Here is a 16,990-nt window from a genome sequence, read left to right on the forward strand (position 1 = left end):
GCTTTTTGTTTAGAAAATAACAATTAATGATATAATTGTCGTTTTAGTAAGCATTATAGGCAGTAGACGCGTGAAAATACCTAAGCGAGTCGGCACATTGTTGGCGACAGCACTATTTTTTAGTGCGCTCACTGCAGTTTACTATTATCAGAAATATCTGACGTTATTAGAGAGTAACGTTGAGAATACCGCTCAAGAAGCATTACACCAACTGGCTTATACTGGTCGCGAATACAACAATATTCAGGATCAAATTGAGACGATCAGCGATCTTCTCGGTCACAGCCAAAGTCTTTACGACTATCTACGTCAGCCGAACCGAGTCAACCTTTCTATCTTAGAAGATATGTGGATCTCGGTTGCGATCAACCAAAAGCTATATAAACAAATTCGTTTTCTTGATGTTACCGGTCAGGAAAAAGCACGGATTAATTACGATTTCAAAACGGGTATCGCTGCACCTGCCCTCAAATTACATGACAAGTCAGAGCGGGATTATTTTCATTACGCGCAAGGTTTAGGTAATGATGAAATTGCGTCGTGGGGGATTGAACTGGAGCGGGAAAATGGTGAGCTTGTTTACCCTTATAGCCCTTCATTGCGTATTCTGATGCCGATTTCCCTCAATGGGAAACGCGAAGGGTATCTTGTTCTTAATGTTGATATTGAGTATTTATCTTCTCGACTCAACTACTCACCGGTGCGGGATTTTCATATTGAGTTAATTAAAAGTGATGGCTTTTATATCGCGAGTCCTAAGTCATCACGCTTGTACGGCAACATTATTCCAGCTCGTTCTCAATTTAATTTTGGCCGGATGTACCCCAACATTTGGCGCACGATGATCTCAGAAGTTTCGGGCTATGAGTACAACGGCTCGAATTTGATAGCGTATAGCACGATCCAATTTGTTTCTAGTGAACCACTTCATCTAGTGATTGATCTCACGAATGAGCAATTACTATCTCGATCTCAGCGAGATATTGATGACTTAATCCAAGAAGCGTTTTTTGTATTAAGTTTGGTGTTTGGTTTTACTTTACCAACGACCGCGTTGGCCCTGCACTATCGACGTCATAGTATGGAATCGAAGTTAGCTCGGGCTGCACTTGATGGCATGACTGCGGTGATGATCTCAGATGCGTCGCATCGAATCATTATGGTGAACCAAGAGTTTGAAAACATGATGGGCTATTCAACCAAGCATACTCAAGGCTGGAATGCGCATAATCTAATTTTCTTACCGGAAGATCTCGAGTCGACCCTCAATATTTGGAATAAGCTTGCGAACGAGCACGTTTGGGAAGGTGAGGTTCGTTGTCGAACCAAGTTTAATCACGTATTTACCGCCATTATGCGCATTCAGGCAAACTTAACCAAGTCAGGTAAAGTAAGCTATTACATCACGTCGCTGGTGGATATTTCCGAGCAAAAAGAGCTGGAAGAAAAGCTACGCAACCTCAGTGAAAAAGACGGTTTGACGGGCTTGTGGAACCGTCGAAAATTTGAAGAGCAATTAGCGCAATATGCCGGGATTATTGAGCGTTATCCTGACAGTCCCCCTGCATGTTTGGCGTTGTTTGATATTGACCACTTTAAGCGCATTAACGATGAACTTGGGCACGATGAAGGGGATAAAGTGATTTGCAGTGTCGCTGAGACTCTTCTTAAAGAGGTGCGCAGTACTGACTTTGTGTCTCGCGTCGGTGGTGAGGAGTTTGCGGTGATCATGCCGCATACCACACTCGAAGAAGCAGAAGTTGTATTGAACCGGTTACGTGTGGCGGTTCAACTGCGCAGTGATAGAGCGATTACCGTTAGCGCCGGGTATAGTGATTTAACTTCTGATCGCACGCGCACTTATAAATGTGCTGATATTGCCTTGTATGAATCCAAAAGTGCAGGGCGTAACTGCGTATCGCTATGCCATAGTTTCGATGATATTGCTTAGCTCTTTTTCAAAAACAAAAAATCGGGGATAGACCCCGATTTTTATGCTTATTTTAGCCTCAGCGTTATTCGCTAGCCAGTATGCGATATTGGTTGTCGATGGCCGCTTCGATACACTGCATTGACTGTCTCAAATAACGCTCTAGATAACCTAAAGCATCCTGGCTCTTTTTATCTAACGACGTCTTCATCAGCATTTCTTGTTCATCGATATTACAGTGCCCTGGGTTTCCAGTACCTAACATTTGCATAGCAAAATATTGGTAACGCTTAATTTGCGTGAGTAGATCGCGGAAAAAACCAAACATATTGGCAGAGCCAGCGCCTTCAAACAGCGCAGTAAGAAACTGATTATGGCGTTCTTCCCATTCCTTCCAGCAAAAGCTTTCGCCAGATTTAGAGCGGGATAACTTGTGATAAGCGGTTAGGACGTCCAGTTCCCAATTTTCATCGCCACTCACAATTGCTTTATTTAGTAGGCATGCAGAGACCATTTGTAGGCTCTCGTACAAGTCATTCAACTCATCTTTACATACAGGTGCAACCCAGCAGCCTTTTTGCGGCTCGAGTTTGACGTATTTGCTCCACGATAACTGCACCAAAGCTTCGCGAATGGGTGACGCTCCTACGTTGTACTTCTCTTTGAGTTCCGCAACCACGAGTTTTTGACCCGGTTTAAGCACGCCATCGAGAATATCCTGACGGATCATTTTTGATACTTTGTCGGTAAGAGTGGGACTGGACACATACACCTCATAGAAATTTTAATCGTGACGACAAAATTAAACAGTACGCAATTCTGCGCATGGTGAATGATACAGTTAGGCTATTATTAGAGCAAGAAAGCCATATAAAAAAAGAGGGCATAAGCCCTCTTTATCAATCAACTGAAGTATGAAAAGTTCAGTCTTATAGTACGTGTACAGAAGCTGTGTTCGTAGTACCTGAAGCGACTAGAGCACCAGAAACCATCACTACGATGTCGCCTTTGTTACCTAGACCAGATTCTAGAGCAAGCTCTTTACCTGCTACGTAGAATGCGTCAGTGCTTTCGATAGAATCAACAACAACTGGCGTCACACCTTTAGTTAGAACAAGTTGTGCTGCTGTTTTCTTGTTTGTTGTTAGTGCTAGGATGTTTGCAGTTGGGAAGTATTTACGTACTGAACGTGCAGATTTACCACCTTCAGTTGCAACAACGATAAGTGGAGCAGCCAGTTTCTCAGCTGTGTCTACTGCGCCTTTACATACTGCTTCAGTGATACGTAGACGTGGGCTGTCTAGACGAGAACCTAGCTCAGCTTTTAGCGCTGAATCAGTACGGTTCGCGATTTGAGCCATGATAGTTACCGCTTCAACTGGGTACTTACCTTTCGCTGTTTCACCAGAAAGCATTACTGCGTCAGTACCGTCCATTACTGCGTTAGCAACGTCGCCTGCTTCCGCACGAGTAGGACGTGGGTTGTTGATCATAGAATCAAGCATTTGAGTTGCAGTGATAACCATCTTACGTGCACGGTTACACTTCTCGATCATCATTTTCTGAGCGAAGATTACTTCTTCAGCTGGGATTTCAACACCTAGGTCACCACGAGCAACCATGATGCCGTCAGAAAGCTCTAGGATCTCGTCGAAGTTATCAACACCTTCTTGGTTTTCGATCTTAGAGATGATGTGGATGTTCTCGCCGCCGTTTGCCGCTAGAACTTCACGGATTTCTTGAACGTCAGAAGCTTTACGGATGAAAGAAGCTGCTACGAAGTCAACGCCTTGCTCACAACCGAACTTAAGGTCGTTCTTATCTTTTTCAGATAGAGCAGGTAGGTTTACAGAAACGCCAGGAAGGTTCACACCTTTGTTCTCGCCTAGTGCACCGTTGTTAAGTACTTTACATTTAACTTCTGTTTCAGTCTTAGAGATAACTTCCATCTCGATTAGACCGTCGTCGACTAGGATAGTGTTACCTACGTTTAGGTCTGCTGCGAAACCTGCGTAAGTTACTGCAACTTTATCTTTGTTACCTACAACTGAAGTGTCAGTTGTGAAAGTGAATTCTTGACCAGCTACTAGATCAACGTCGTTACCGCCTTCTAGCTTAATAGTGCGGATTTCTGGACCTTTAGTATCTAGAAGAATTGCTAGTGGTTTGCCAGTAGCTTCCATTACTTTACGGAAGTTCGCGATACGAGTGCCGTGTTCTTCGTAGTCACCGTGAGAGAAGTTAAGACGCATTACGTTCATGCCTGCGTTCACTAGCTCAGTTAGCTTCTCTACAGATTCAGTTTTAGGGCCAATCGTACATACGATTTTGGTCTTTTTCATGGAAGATACTCTCCGGTAAGTATAGTTACAATTTGAAAGTCGGTTGTTTACTCTGAAGTTAGGGCGTTATTGATGACATTTAGTGCCTGTCACCCACCGATTTTTCGCCTCATTATCAGTACTTCAGATTCTGAAAGTCTTTCACCAAGTTTAGTCATTTTATGACTAAAAGATCGGCGATTTTGGTTACCTTTTTGTGACTAATCCCACTTTATATGCAGAAAGTTGCAAAAAAATAGCCTTCAATTCTGTAATTTTTTTTCTTTTCGGTGGCGAATTCTACCACTGAATGAATCCAATATCACTGTTTAAGAATTGTCTTAGGACAAGGTTTTATCGAGAAATATTAATTTTTTGGATCGAAATAAATGGACTTAAAAGTTTCGGTTTGACTATAATAAGTTTCACATCGAAACTTAAATTCAAAACTTAAATGTCGAAACGAAACACTCAACTAAGAAGACACGCCATTTCTAACTTGGTTTCTGAGCTAGGAGAAGTCAGCGTTGACGAACTCGCTCAGAAATTCGAAACCTCAGAGGTCACGATTAGAAAGGATTTAGCTTCTTTAGAGAAAAATGGCCAACTTCTACGCCGCTACGGCGGTGCGATTGCTATCCCAACAGAAGTCATTCACGAAGAATTGAGCGCTAATGTTTCGACTCGAAAGCTAAACTTGGCAAAAGCAGCGGCATCACTGATTCGAGACCATAATCGCATCGTGATCGACAGTGGCAGTACGACGGCTGCGTTGATTCAACAGTTGAATGACAAACGTGGCTTAGTTGTCATGACCAACTCGTTGCATGTTGCTAACGCCCTTAATGAATTAGAGAGCGAACCAACACTGCTGATGACTGGCGGGACTTGGGATACTCACTCAGAATCTTTTCAAGGCAAAGTAGCCGAATCTGTGTTACGAGCTTACGACTTTGACCAGCTATTTATCGGTGCGGATGGCATCGACCTCGAACGCGGCACCACAACATTTAATGAATTGGTTGGTTTGAGTAAGGTAATGGCGGAAGTGTCGCGCGAAGTGATCGTCATGATCGAATCGGAAAAAATCGGTCGTAAGATCCCGAATTTAGAGCTCGCTTGGCATCAAATTGATGTGCTAGTGACGGATGCTGATATTCAGCAAGAACACAAAATACAGATTGAACAACATGGCGTGAAAGTTATTTGCGCCTAATCTAATAATGTAATCAGTTTCATATTTCACTTCCCTCTGAATACAGGCCTTTGCTTGCTGCCTCTATCTGAAACATGGCTAGGGAAGAACAAAACTACAAACGGAGATAAACACATGTGTGGAATCGTAGGTGCAGTAGCACAACGAGATGTTGCAGAAATTTTGGTTGAAGGTCTACGCCGCTTAGAGTACCGCGGTTACGACTCTGCTGGCGTTGCTGTTGTTGATGGCGAGTCAAACCTAACGCGCGTTCGTCGCTTGGGTAAAGTGCAAGAACTGGCTGATGCAGTAGAAGAAGCAAAAGTGATCGGCGGAACGGGTATTGCACACACTCGCTGGGCGACGCACGGTGAACCATCTGAAGTTAATGCACACCCACATATGTCTGGCGATATTGCTGTTGTACATAACGGTATTATCGAAAACCACGAAGAGCTTCGTGAATTGCTTCAATCTCGTGGTTACGTGTTTGAATCTCAAACGGATACAGAAGTTATCGCACACATGGTTGAGTGGGAACTTCGCACTTCAGAAACGCTACTAGAAGCAGTACAAAAAACAGCAAAACAACTTGAAGGCGCATACGGCACGGTAGCGTTGGATCGCAAAGATCCTTCACGCATCGTAGTTGCACGTTCAGGCAGCCCGATCGTAATTGGTTTTGGTGTGGGTGAGAACTTCCTGGCTTCTGACCAACTTGCGCTACTGAATGTAACGCGCCGTTTCATGTACCTAGAAGAAGGTGATGTGGCAGAAATCACTCGCCGTGAAGTTACTGTCTTTGACGCAACGGGCGAGCTGGTTGAGCGTGAAATCGTAGAATCTAACGCAGAACATGATGCTGGCGATAAAGGCCAATACCGCCACTTCATGCAAAAAGAAATCTATGAGCAACCTAAAGCGTTGATCAATACAATGGAAGGCCGTATCACGGCAGACTCCGTTGTAACTGATGCGATCGGTGTGCATGCGGCAGACATTCTAAGTAAAGTAGAGCACGTACAAATCGTTGCGTGTGGTACGTCTTACAACGCGGGCATGACAGCGCGTTACTGGTTTGAAGATATTGCTGGCGTGAGCTGTGACGTAGAAATCGCCTCTGAATTCCGTTACCGCAAGTTTGTGACTCGCCCAAACAGCCTATTGATCACGTTGTCTCAGTCTGGTGAAACCGCCGATACGCTAGCAGCACTTCGTCTTGCGAAAGAAAAAGGTTACATGGCGGCTATGACCATTTGTAACGTAGCAGGTTCTTCTTTGGTTCGTGAATCAGATTTTGCTTTCATGACTCGCGCTGGTGTAGAAATCGGTGTCGCTTCAACCAAAGCGTTCACGACTCAGCTTTCTGCACTATTGATGCTGGTAACGGCACTAGGTAAAGAGCAAGGTCGCGTCAGCAAAGAGAAAGAAAAAGAGATTGTTGAAGCGCTGCACGCACTTCCTAAGCAAATCAACGCGGCACTTTCTTTCGAGAAAGACATTGAAGCACTAGCGACGGATTTCGCAGACAAGCACCACACATTGTTCCTAGGCCGTGGTGAGTTCTACCCAATCGCGATGGAAGCGTCTCTAAAATTGAAAGAGATCTCTTACATTCACGCAGAAGCGTACGCGGCGGGTGAACTGAAACATGGTCCTCTAGCGCTGATTGATGCTGACATGCCTGTTGTTGTGGTTGCACCAAGTAACGACCTACTTGAAAAGCTAAAATCAAATGTTGAAGAAGTACGTGCACGTGGAGGCCTTCTATACGTATTCGCAGATGCAGACGCAGGCTTCGAAGGCGATGAAACAATGAAGATCATCACGATGCCTCACGTTAGTGAAATCACGGCGGCGATCTACTACACCATTCCAATGCAGTTGCTGTCATACTACGTAGCGCTGATCAAAGGTACGGACGTAGACCAACCACGTAACCTAGCGAAAGCGGTAACGGTTGAGTAATTACGCTTAACAGCAAAAATCCCAAGCGGCACATGCGAGAGTATGTGCCGCTTTTTATTTAAACCCATTTTAAGGTTTGTGAGTTATTGACCCAACTGGTGAGCGGTTAGAATTGCAGAGTAGACATTTTCTGCCGTCACTGGGAATGGCATATTGTGGATTGTTTCTCCCTCGGCCGTTGAAGCTTCGGCGACCTCGCGCAACTTATCGTGATTAAGCTCTTTAACGCCCATATCAAATAAGTTGGTTGGTAGACCTACAGATCGGCAGAAGGCGAGAACCGTATTAATCTCTTCCATCGCTGCGTTTTCTAACACCAATTGAACAAGCGTGCCGAACGCGACTTTCTCACCATGATAGAGATGATGACACTCTTCAAGCTTAGTTAGGCCGTTATGAATAGCGTGAGCACCCGCTAGACCACTGCTTTCAAAACCGATACCGCTTAGGTATGTATTGGCTTCAATAATATTTTCTACCGCTTTGGTGCTCACACCATTTTCTACCGCAGCTTTTGCTTTTACACCATCTTCAAGCAAGGTTTCATAACAGAGCTTCGCAAGAGCTTGCGCTGAACGTGTCGCTAAACCACCAGCCATTGTTGCCTTACCAGAGGTCATGTTGGCTCTGGCTTCAAAGTAGGTGGAAAGCGCATCACCCATCCCCGATACCAGTAGGCGAACTGGGGCTTTTGCGATGACTGATGTATCCATGATGACCATGTCTGGGTTTTTAGGGATCATCAAGTATTCCGCAAACTCACCTTCAGGTGTGTATATCACCGCAAGAGCAGAGGTTGGCGCATCAGTCGAGGCAATCGTAGGAACCACCACGACAGGAATTTTGGTGTAAAACGCAACGGCCTTTGCTGTATCTAACGTTTTACCGCCGCCAATACCGACAATTACATCGTGTTTTTGAGTCGCACAAATGTCCGTGATGCGTTCAATCTCAACGCGCGAACATTCGCCACCAAAAATGTTCATAGTGAGTGGAAGCTTTTCGTCAGCAAAACTTTGTTTGACGTCATCACCAACCAGGTTAGTCACGAACTCATCGGCAATTACTAACGGACGTTCACCCAATGTTTTCACATAGTGAGCGATAGATGTAAGTACTTGTTCACCTTGGACGTATTTGCTTGGGCTGATAATAATTTTGTCCATAATTCAAACCTTTAACCTTTTTTATGTGTGTTTTGGACTGCAATGAATATCCATTGTAGGGATAAGGTTTATATTAGGTTTGGTGTGGTAGGTGGTGAAGGATATCTCTGGTTTTGTTCCATGCTTTTATGACCTCTGTGTCAAACCGACTGTCAGAAGTAATAAGCATCAGCATGCTTTATGGCGCCGATCACTATTCAAGCGAATCTGTCGTTTTTCGTTTCATATTGAAACGAAAATTCCGAAGTCGTTGTTTCAATATGAAACGGATTGATTTTTGTTGAGCACGTTTTTTCTCTGTTTAAGATGAATTCATACCCTACATAAAAATATAAATGGAATGAGATAGAACGATGAAAAAGTTAATTAACCAAGTCGATGATGTTGTATTGCAGCAAATGGAGGGCCTGGCATTGTCCCGCCCTGAGTTAAAAGCTAACTACGAACCTCGTTACATGTGGCATGAGGAAACGCCGGGGCAAGTGGCATTGGTTTCTGGTGGTGGCTGTGGTCATGAACCTTTGCACGCAGGTTTTATTGGTAAAGGTATGCTGACAGGCGCCTGCCCAGGAGAGGTATTTACTTCACCTACGCCAGATCAAATGTACGAATGTGGTAACCAAGTGAATACTGGTGAAGGCGTGTTGTTTATCATTAAAAACTACACCGGCGACGTGTTGAACTTTGAAACGGCCGTGGAGCTCCTTCATACCGATGGCATTAAAGTTGGGTCGGTGTTGGTGGATGACGATGTTGCAGTCAAAGACAGCCTGTATACCGCTGGTCGCCGTGGCGTCGCTGGAACGGTATTGGTTGAGAAGTTAGTTGGTGCTGCCGCGAACAAAGGTTATTCGCTGGAGCAATGTGAAGCACTGGCTCGTCGCGTTAATAATCACTGTCGCTCATTTGGCGTGGCGCTTAATGCTTGTGTTGTGCCAGCGGCGGGTAAACCATCTTTTGTTCTGGAAGATGATGAAGTGGAGTTTGGTGTTGGTATCCATGGTGAACCAGGTATCAAGCGAGTGAAGTACACCGACGTCGATACGTTAGTGGATGAAATGTTTGCTGAAGTTGCTGAAAACACACCTTATCAGCGCACTTTGCGTATTTGGAATCGTGACGAAGGTGAATGGGATGAAGTGGAATCCAGCATTGAGCCTTTCGCCTCTGAACACGACTATATTGTGATGGTGAATGGTATGGGTGGTACGCCAACTTCAGAGCTTTACGGAGTATACCGCCGTCTTGCCCATAACTGCGAGCAAGCGGGGTTCCGTATCGTGCGTAATATGGTTGGTAACTTCTGTACGTCACTCGATATGGAAGGCGTTTCAATTACGTTGCTGAAAGCAGATAAAGAGATGTTGGAGCTGTTTGATGCTCCTGTCGATACGGCTGCGATCAAGTGGTAACAGGGGGGAGCAAACATGCAAATTGAAAAACAACATATCGTTCACTGGTTAGAGTTATGTGCAAAAACGTATCAAGAGAATCAAGATTTTCTGACCGACCTTGATCGTGATATTGGTGACGCAGACCATGGTCTCAATATGAACCGAGGCTTTAAAAAAGTTGCTGAAAAACTGCCGCAATTTGCGGACCAAAATATCGGCAGCATTCTCAAGAATACGGGCATGACTTTGCTTTCTAGTGTCGGTGGGGCAAGTGGCCCGCTGTATGGCACGCTGTTTATTCGCACGGCTGCCGCTGTCGGAACTCGAGAGCAATTAACGTTTGAAGAGTTAGTGGATGCACTAAAAAGCGGTGTGGATGGCGTAGTGTCTCGTGGTAAAGCGGAGCTGGGTGATAAAACCATGTGTGATGTTTGGTTACCCGTTTTAGTTAGCGTGAAGGCGTCGTTAGAAAATGGCATGAGCGCTGACCATTTATTGAATGAAATGGTTGAGCTAGCAGAAACGAACGCGGTTGCCACGATTGAAATGTTGGCGAAAAAAGGGCGAGCAAGCTATCTGGGGGAACGTAGTATTGGCCACCAAGATCCCGGTGCAACCTCTTCACTGTTAATGATTAAAGCGTTACAGCAGGCAATAGCAGGCAATTAAGATGGTGGGAATTGTAGTTGTATCTCATAGTCGTCGCCTTGCCGAAGGGGTGGCCGAACTTGCCACCCAAATGACGCAAGGCAAAGCCAAGCTTGCGATTGCTGCGGGGATTGATGACCCAGAGAACCCGATCGGAACCGATGCCATTGCTGTGATGGAAGCGATTGAGCAGGCACATGATCAACAAGGGGTTGTTGTGTTGATGGATCTTGGCAGCGCCCTGCTTAGCACGGAAATGGCTCTGGATCTGATTGATGATCATGTGAGGGAAAATGTCACCCTTATCTCGGCCCCCATTGTTGAAGGGACCATGGCGGCGTCGGTGGCTGCTGCCGCCGGACTACCTTTATCGACGGTAGTCGAAGAGGCACAGAGTGCGTTAAGCGTAAAACGAGAGCACCTTGGCGATCAGCCACTAACATCCGCTGAGATAGCGCCAGTATTAGAGAACTTTGAACACGAGCGGACATTTGATTGGGTAGTGCAAAATCCGCATGGATTACATGCTCGTCCCGCAGCGGCCATTGTTGGTGCACTCGCGCCTTTTGACTGCCAATTATGGTTGAAAAAAGGCGAGCGCCGTGTGAACGCGAAAAGCTTAAACAGCATTGCGAAACTTGGCGTTCGTAGTCAAGAGACGATCACCTTATGCGCACACGGACCTCAATCTAGTGAAGCAATTAAGGCATTTGAAGCCTTAGCTCATGAGCACTTCGGAGAAAGAGAGGCGGTTGAGCAAGGCATTGTCGAACCTGAAGAAAGCTCGGATACTTTGCTCGATGACATGGCCCCAAGTCAGATTGAAGGTGCTGTTGTTGGTATTCGAGTCAATGACGGTATCGCTACTGCTCCTGCTGTCCTTTTTACTCATGAAATGCCAGCTGTGCCTGAACGTGATTTCCAAAGTGAACAAGATGAAATTGAACGGGTTAAGCGTGCGATAGGCGTGGTTGTTCAACATTTGCAGGAGCAAGCGAAGCAGCCGAAAGGGGAAATATTTTTCGCTCATAGCATGATGCTCAGTGACCCAGAATTATGGGCATCGGTCGAGTCGCGAATTCAAACGGGCATGATAGCCGAGCAAGCTTGGGTAGAATCACTGCAAACGTTGGCCGACGAGTTTCGCCAGGCAGAAAGTCAGTACATGCGGGAACGCGAAGCAGATGTGCATGATATCGCACGCCAAGTTATGGTCGAAATGACAGGCGTAACGCCTAATGCCATCGACATTCAGGAACCGAGTATTTTGTTGGCCCGCGACCTGATGCCTTCTGATGTGGCCGGGCTTGATAAATCGAAAGTGCTTGGTATCTGTTTGAGTGAAGGAGGGAAAACCTCTCACAGTGCGATTCTTGCTCGTGCGATGGGGATTCCTGCCATCGTTAAAGCTCAGGGCTGCCTTGATGTTGTGCGTTCTGGTCAAGTGGTGACTATTGATGGCTTCCGAGGACATTTATGGTTCTCTCCTTCAGATGCCGTACAGCAGGAATTAGAAGCTCAGCAAATTGAGTGGCAAAGCTCCCGACAAAGTGCACTAGCGAGTGCTCAGCAAGCCGCAGTCACCTGTGATGGTGTCCATATTCCAGTATTCGCCAATATTGGTGGACCGAAAGATATTGATGATGCACTAACATCAGGCGCTGAGGGCGTTGGTCTATTCCGGACTGAGTTTCTATTTCAAAACAGTGATGAGTTGCCGACTGAGGAAGCGCAATATCAAGTGTATCGTGATATTGCTGCCGCACTTGGCGATAAGCCACTTACGATTCGTAGTCTAGATGTTGGCGGTGATAAGCCTTTAGCCGCTTATCCTATGCCAGCGGAAGATAATCCATTTTTAGGTCTGAGAGGGGTGCGGTTGTGCCTTCAACATGAATCATTGTTTACCGCCCAACTTCGAGCCATTCTGAGAGCCTTTCACGAGCAACCGAATATTCAATTGATGATACCGATGGTGGCCCAGGTTGAAGAAGTGAGAAAAGTAAAAGCGCTGTTGGCGCATCAAGCAACCCAACTCGGCTTGGATGCGACTCATTTGCCTGTTGGTATTATGATTGAGGTACCAGCCGCGGTATTAAATGCAGATGCGTTAGCCCAAGAAGTCGACTTTTTCTCTATTGGCACCAATGATTTGACTCAATATGTTATGGCCGCCGATCGAGGCAACGCCGCCGTTGCCGAATTGGTGAACTACTTTGAACCATCGGTACTAAAAGCCATTGAACTCACGTGTGCAGCAGGCGATCGCGCGGGCATACCGGTCAGTATGTGTGGTGAGATGGCAGGCGATCCAAATGCCACAGAAACATTGCTTCGTGTTGGGTTACGAAAATTCAGCGCCAGTGCGAGTTTGTTGCCGGGACTAAAAGCGCAGATTCGTCAGTTGTCTGTCGATGTTTAATCGATACCTTTATCGTTAGTACACGTATACCGGCGTGCTTACGCCGGTTTTACTTTTGTAGGAACGCCACTTCTTGGCTTAATACAGCTTCATTTGCTCCTGCAGCCCAAACTTATTAATTTTTCTCCATAGGGTCGTGCGGCCAATTTGCAATGCTTTCGCCATATCATGCATTTTTCCATCACACTGATTCCAAGCCTGAACAATCGCTCTTCTCTCGGCTTCTTCTAGCGTGATTACCGGCGTATTCTCTGCGGTATGGCGAGAATTCAGTTTAATGTCTTCTGGAATATCGTTCAGCTTGATTAAGTTGGAACTGCGGTTCAGCAAAATTCGCTCAGTTCGGTTTCTTAATTCAGAGTTGTTGCCTGACCAACGAAAATTCATCAACGCTTCCAGTGCGACTGGCTCTATCGAGATAGTCACATTGTGTCGGCGTTCATAATGGCTGATAAGCTGCTGGACGAGAAATTCAATGTCTTCTTTACGCTTTCGTAGTGGTGGAATATGCAGCTCGTTCGAGGAGATTTCATAATAAAGTTGCCGACCAAATGAGCGCTGAGTGACATACTCGCTGATCTCTGAAGCGGTGCTCGTAATAAGTTGAAAGTCTACGGGGATTAATCGCAAACTGTCGCTGCGGCTGACGAGCCCAGTTTTTAACAACTTAAGTAGCACGGCTTGTAAATCGGGCGACAGATATTCCACCTTTTCCAAAAAGAGCGTACCGCCATGGGCGAGTTCAAACTTAGAGGGCATGCCTTGTCCCTCGTCGTATCCCAGGGTTTCTTTGACCAGTTGCTCTGTATTGATGGAGCGGCAGTTGAGCGTAATGAACGGCCCTTCTTTGTAGGTGCTTTCGTTATGAATCGCCATGGCGAGAGTGGCTTTTCCTACACCTTCTTCACCTGTAATTAGAATCGGTGATTTGGACTTTATGGCCCGTTTTGCCACGGTAATGACATGCTTCATTTTTCGTGAAATAACAGGCAAAGTACTGAACGTATAGCGTGCACTGCCACCTATTTGTTGTTGAGCAAGTTCGCGAATTTTATCGATAGGGTGCAAAAACAATAAGTGTGTGCCGTCGTTGAGTGGACGCAAGGTAATGATTGCCTCAACAAACTCTCCACGAACCTCTACCGTTGTGAGTTTTCGGTTGATGCTTGCACCCGACTCAATACTATTGAGGACATTTGGCGGGAAGCGTAAAACAGAAAAGACTTCTTTATCCAAGACCTGACTGGCTTCAATGTTTAACAAGCGCTCTGATTGATGATTTACCATCGTGATACGGCTTTCTTCATCCCAGGCCAGAAGGCCATCATCCATGCATTCTAACGTTGCGTTGTGCGCACAAGTGAGGCGGTTAATGTTTTCTTGTTCCGACTGAATATGGATTTGCAAACTGACTTCTTTCGCGCTCGACGCGATGATGACCAAGTTTTCTTTCTTATAGCTCTCTGCTTTTTTGAGAAGGCATGTTGTGCCGCGTAACTTGCCAAATTGGTCGAAAACAGGTGCTGCTACAGAGGCATAAGAATGTAAGTGGCGATTGAAATGTTCTGCTGCGAATACTTCACACGGGATATGAGTACTAATACAAAGATTGACCGCATTTGTGCCAATTTTTCCTTCAGATAGAAAACAGCCTTGTTTAATGCCGAGTACCTGCATCTCTTGTTGCATTGAGTCATGTCCCACAACGGAAAGAACGCAGCCGTTGCCGTCAGTCACCATCAATAGCAGGTCTTCGTCTCCTAGCATGTCGTAAGTGTCTTCAAGTACGGTCGTGGCGCATTCGATGAGGTGCTCGTTGCGTTTCATCAGAGATGAGAAGGTAAAGCCAGAGGCAATATGTGGCTTTGACCAGGTGTAAGGACTGCATTGCTTTATGCAACGCTCCCACGACTCAAGTACGGGAGTGCGGGAAAATTCTGGAGATACCCAATGGTGTTTCTGGAAAAACTCCCATTTGGTTTTAGTGTCTTCGATTGAAAGCATGCCATACCGTTTCAATACCAGCGATAGATTGGTCTGATATTACAGAGACATACGAATATGGACTGTGATGGCTTTCACGCACGTCATACAGAAAGGACACGTAAAGAAAAGAGGCTAGTTGAGAAGGCATTCCTTGCCGGAGGTTGGGTTAAAAAGGGCTGTCCTTGCCCAGTTCATTGCAAATTTCGACAATGGCGAGCGAGAGACCTGATTTTATTATTTGTTGCTGGCGTTGAAGTTGGAGTTGATAAAACTCAAGGTCGATGTCGTCATCAGGTTCGTTGACTTCTAATTGCACCATGCCCATTTTCTTTACCAGGTGCAGCTTTTTGATTGGCTCTAGAATATTTGGATCAGTGAACTCGTAGTCGGATGCATCGCTATTGAGTCGGTTTTTAAGCTTAATGATGTCTTCAATATCATGATAAATATCGTCTGGGAGGACGCCTAAGCCAAATAGGAGTTTCAAACGAACAGAGAGATCGCCCAGCGGTCCGGAGTCTTGCAGTAGGGGACCAACAACCGATTGCACGGCGAAGTTATCTTTACGAAAGATCCTTTGTATTAGCCCGTCGATGGAATCGTTGAACACATCGACTGCTGCAATAAAAAAGCCTCGTACCGATGGCGCGCTGTTTAATCGTTCAATGATCTCGGTTTCGTTGATGTTATCTGCCATATACTGAGTAACTGTTTAAAATTATATTTATGGGGAGCAGAGCTCCCCTTGATTCGATTAAAGCTGGTGGTAAATCACTTCGATTTGAGCCACTTCAACACTGTCTTCAGCCAGGCCAGTGTACGTTGCTAGCGTTTTCTTCACGCCCACGGCTTTTAATGAGGTCTGTAGCTCAACCGCTTGCGGATCGGTGTCGTTAGTGTACTTCAAGGCAGCGGCAATGCCTTTCAAAAGTTTTTTATTTTCAGTGCCATACTCGATTGTACCGAGTAATGGCTTCACTAATCTATCATTTGCACCCAATTTACGAATTGGTTGTCGTCCAACGCGATCCACTTCATCCACTAAATATGGGTTGGCGAAGCGACCTAGAATCTTTTCGATGTAGGCATTGTGCATATCACGGTCGAAGCCGTAACGACGAATCAACACTTCGCCACTTTCCTGCATTGCTTGTTTTACTTCAGCATGAATGCTTGGGTCTTCAATTGCTTCACGAATGGTACGGTGCCCTTTCAAACAACCTAAATAAGCGGTAATGCAGTGACCTGTGTTTAGGGTGAACAGCTTACGTTCGACAAAGGCCATTAGGTTGTTGGTTCTTTCCATGCCTGCTATGTCAGGGATATCGCCCTTAAACTGTTGCTCATCCACAATCCATTCACTAAAGCTTTCTACCGTGACTTCTAGTGGATCATCGTTGGCGGCTTCTGCTGGTGGCACGATGCGGTCTACCGCTGAATCAACAAAGCCAACCAACTCGTCTGCCTTTGTGTGCAGTGATTCATCCAAGTGTTTGTACACCTCACCTTTTAGGTGTGTGGTACCACGCACCATATTTTCACAGGCGATGATGTTAAGTGGCGCGTCATTGCCAGCTTCAAAACGTTTGGCGATGCCTTTCGCGATGGTTTTCGCGATGATATCTAATACGTTTGGACCCACCGCAGTGGTAACTAAATCGGTTTTGACGATGCGATCAATCACGTCATCACTGGCTGAGTTTACCGCTGTGACGTGGGTAACAGTGTCGATTTTGCACTCAGTACCGACCACTTTCACTTTGTATTCTTGTTTGTGGCTGAGCTGGTCTACCAACGGCGCATCAACGTCAGCGAAAGTGACCTCGACTTCTGCGTCTGCCAAGAGTTTACCGATGAAACCACGACCGATGTTACCTGCACCAAAATGAACTGCGTTTTTCATAATTCTTACCTACCAATATCTGAAAATGTTGACTTACGAAACTAGGGTGAGGCCAAC

The 16,990-nt window shown here is 45.7% G+C and carries 12 protein-coding genes; 6 read left to right on the forward strand and 6 right to left on the reverse strand.

The genetic code is table 11. The features are described from left to right. Positions 1-70: 70 nt before the first annotated feature. Positions 71-1,951 (forward strand): GGDEF domain-containing protein, encoded by a 1,881-nt coding sequence (locus tag NDJ01_RS09185; RefSeq protein WP_203342960.1) that lies wholly within the window; start codon positions 71-73, stop codon positions 1,949-1,951. Between the two features lie 64 nt (positions 1,952-2,015). Here the strand turns inward: NDJ01_RS09185 and NDJ01_RS09190 are convergent, their stop codons facing one another. Both NDJ01_RS09190 and pykF read right to left on the reverse strand, forming a co-directional pair. After that, the gene (locus NDJ01_RS09190) at positions 2,016-2,702 is read right to left on the reverse strand and encodes a GntR family transcriptional regulator (protein WP_258586607.1); all 687 of its coding nucleotides are present in this window, start codon (positions 2,700-2,702) and stop codon (positions 2,016-2,018) included. Between the two features lie 157 nt (positions 2,703-2,859). Continuing rightward, entirely contained in the window at positions 2,860-4,272 is a 1,413-nt protein-coding gene (pykF, locus tag NDJ01_RS09195; protein ID WP_005392243.1) for a pyruvate kinase PykF, read from the reverse strand. A 433-nt stretch (positions 4,273-4,705) separates the two neighbouring features. Here pykF and NDJ01_RS09200 point away from each other — a divergent pair, with 433 nt between their 5' ends. Both NDJ01_RS09200 and glmS read left to right on the forward strand, forming a co-directional pair. Beyond that, positions 4,706-5,467 (forward strand): DeoR/GlpR family DNA-binding transcription regulator, encoded by a 762-nt coding sequence (locus NDJ01_RS09200; protein WP_005392240.1) that lies wholly within the window; start codon positions 4,706-4,708, stop codon positions 5,465-5,467. 114 nt (positions 5,468-5,581) lie between these two features. Continuing rightward, positions 5,582-7,414 carry a glutamine--fructose-6-phosphate transaminase (isomerizing) gene (gene glmS, locus NDJ01_RS09205; protein WP_005392238.1) on the forward strand — a complete coding sequence of 611 codons (1,833 nt, stop codon included), beginning with the start codon at positions 5,582-5,584 and terminating at the stop codon, positions 7,412-7,414. 83 nt (positions 7,415-7,497) lie between these two features. On the opposite strand, the gene NDJ01_RS09210 is transcribed toward glmS, so the two are convergent. Next, positions 7,498-8,580 carry a glycerol dehydrogenase gene (locus NDJ01_RS09210; protein ID WP_006742744.1) on the reverse strand — a complete coding sequence of 361 codons (1,083 nt, stop codon included), beginning with the start codon at positions 8,578-8,580 and terminating at the stop codon, positions 7,498-7,500. A 353-nt stretch (positions 8,581-8,933) separates the two neighbouring features. Between NDJ01_RS09210 and dhaK the strand changes: the two genes are divergently transcribed. The 3 genes from dhaK to ptsP are packed head-to-tail and all read left to right on the forward strand — an operon-like array spanning position 8,934 to position 13,044. Then, complete coding sequence (dhaK, locus tag NDJ01_RS09215) at positions 8,934-9,992, forward strand: dihydroxyacetone kinase subunit DhaK (protein WP_005392233.1); 1,059 nt, start codon at positions 8,934-8,936, stop codon at positions 9,990-9,992. Positions 9,993-10,007: 15 nt separating this feature from the next. Then, the gene (gene dhaL, locus NDJ01_RS09220; RefSeq protein ID WP_005379705.1) at positions 10,008-10,643 is read left to right on the forward strand and encodes a dihydroxyacetone kinase subunit DhaL; all 636 of its coding nucleotides are present in this window, start codon (positions 10,008-10,010) and stop codon (positions 10,641-10,643) included. A gap of 1 nt (position 10,644) precedes the next feature. Continuing rightward, the gene (gene ptsP, locus NDJ01_RS09225; protein ID WP_258586608.1) at positions 10,645-13,044 is read left to right on the forward strand and encodes a phosphoenolpyruvate--protein phosphotransferase; all 2,400 of its coding nucleotides are present in this window, start codon (positions 10,645-10,647) and stop codon (positions 13,042-13,044) included. Positions 13,045-13,122: 78 nt separating this feature from the next. On the opposite strand, the gene dhaR is transcribed toward ptsP, so the two are convergent. The 3 genes from dhaR to NDJ01_RS09240 form a co-directional block, all read right to left on the reverse strand. Beyond that, complete coding sequence (gene dhaR / locus NDJ01_RS09230) at positions 13,123-15,048, reverse strand: dihydroxyacetone kinase operon transcriptional regulator DhaR (RefSeq protein ID WP_114323117.1); 1,926 nt, start codon at positions 15,046-15,048, stop codon at positions 13,123-13,125. Between the two features lie 148 nt (positions 15,049-15,196). Further along, the gene (locus NDJ01_RS09235) at positions 15,197-15,727 is read right to left on the reverse strand and encodes an MltR family transcriptional regulator (RefSeq protein ID WP_012841150.1); all 531 of its coding nucleotides are present in this window, start codon (positions 15,725-15,727) and stop codon (positions 15,197-15,199) included. 57 nt (positions 15,728-15,784) lie between these two features. Continuing rightward, entirely contained in the window at positions 15,785-16,933 is a 1,149-nt protein-coding gene (locus NDJ01_RS09240; RefSeq protein WP_258586609.1) for a mannitol-1-phosphate 5-dehydrogenase, read from the reverse strand. Between the last annotated feature and the right edge of the window lie 57 nt (positions 16,934-16,990).

Origin of the sequence: Vibrio sp. HS-50-1 (assembly GCF_024747315.1) — a bacterium.
Taxonomy (GTDB): Bacteria; Pseudomonadota; Gammaproteobacteria; order Enterobacterales; family Vibrionaceae; genus Vibrio; species Vibrio diabolicus.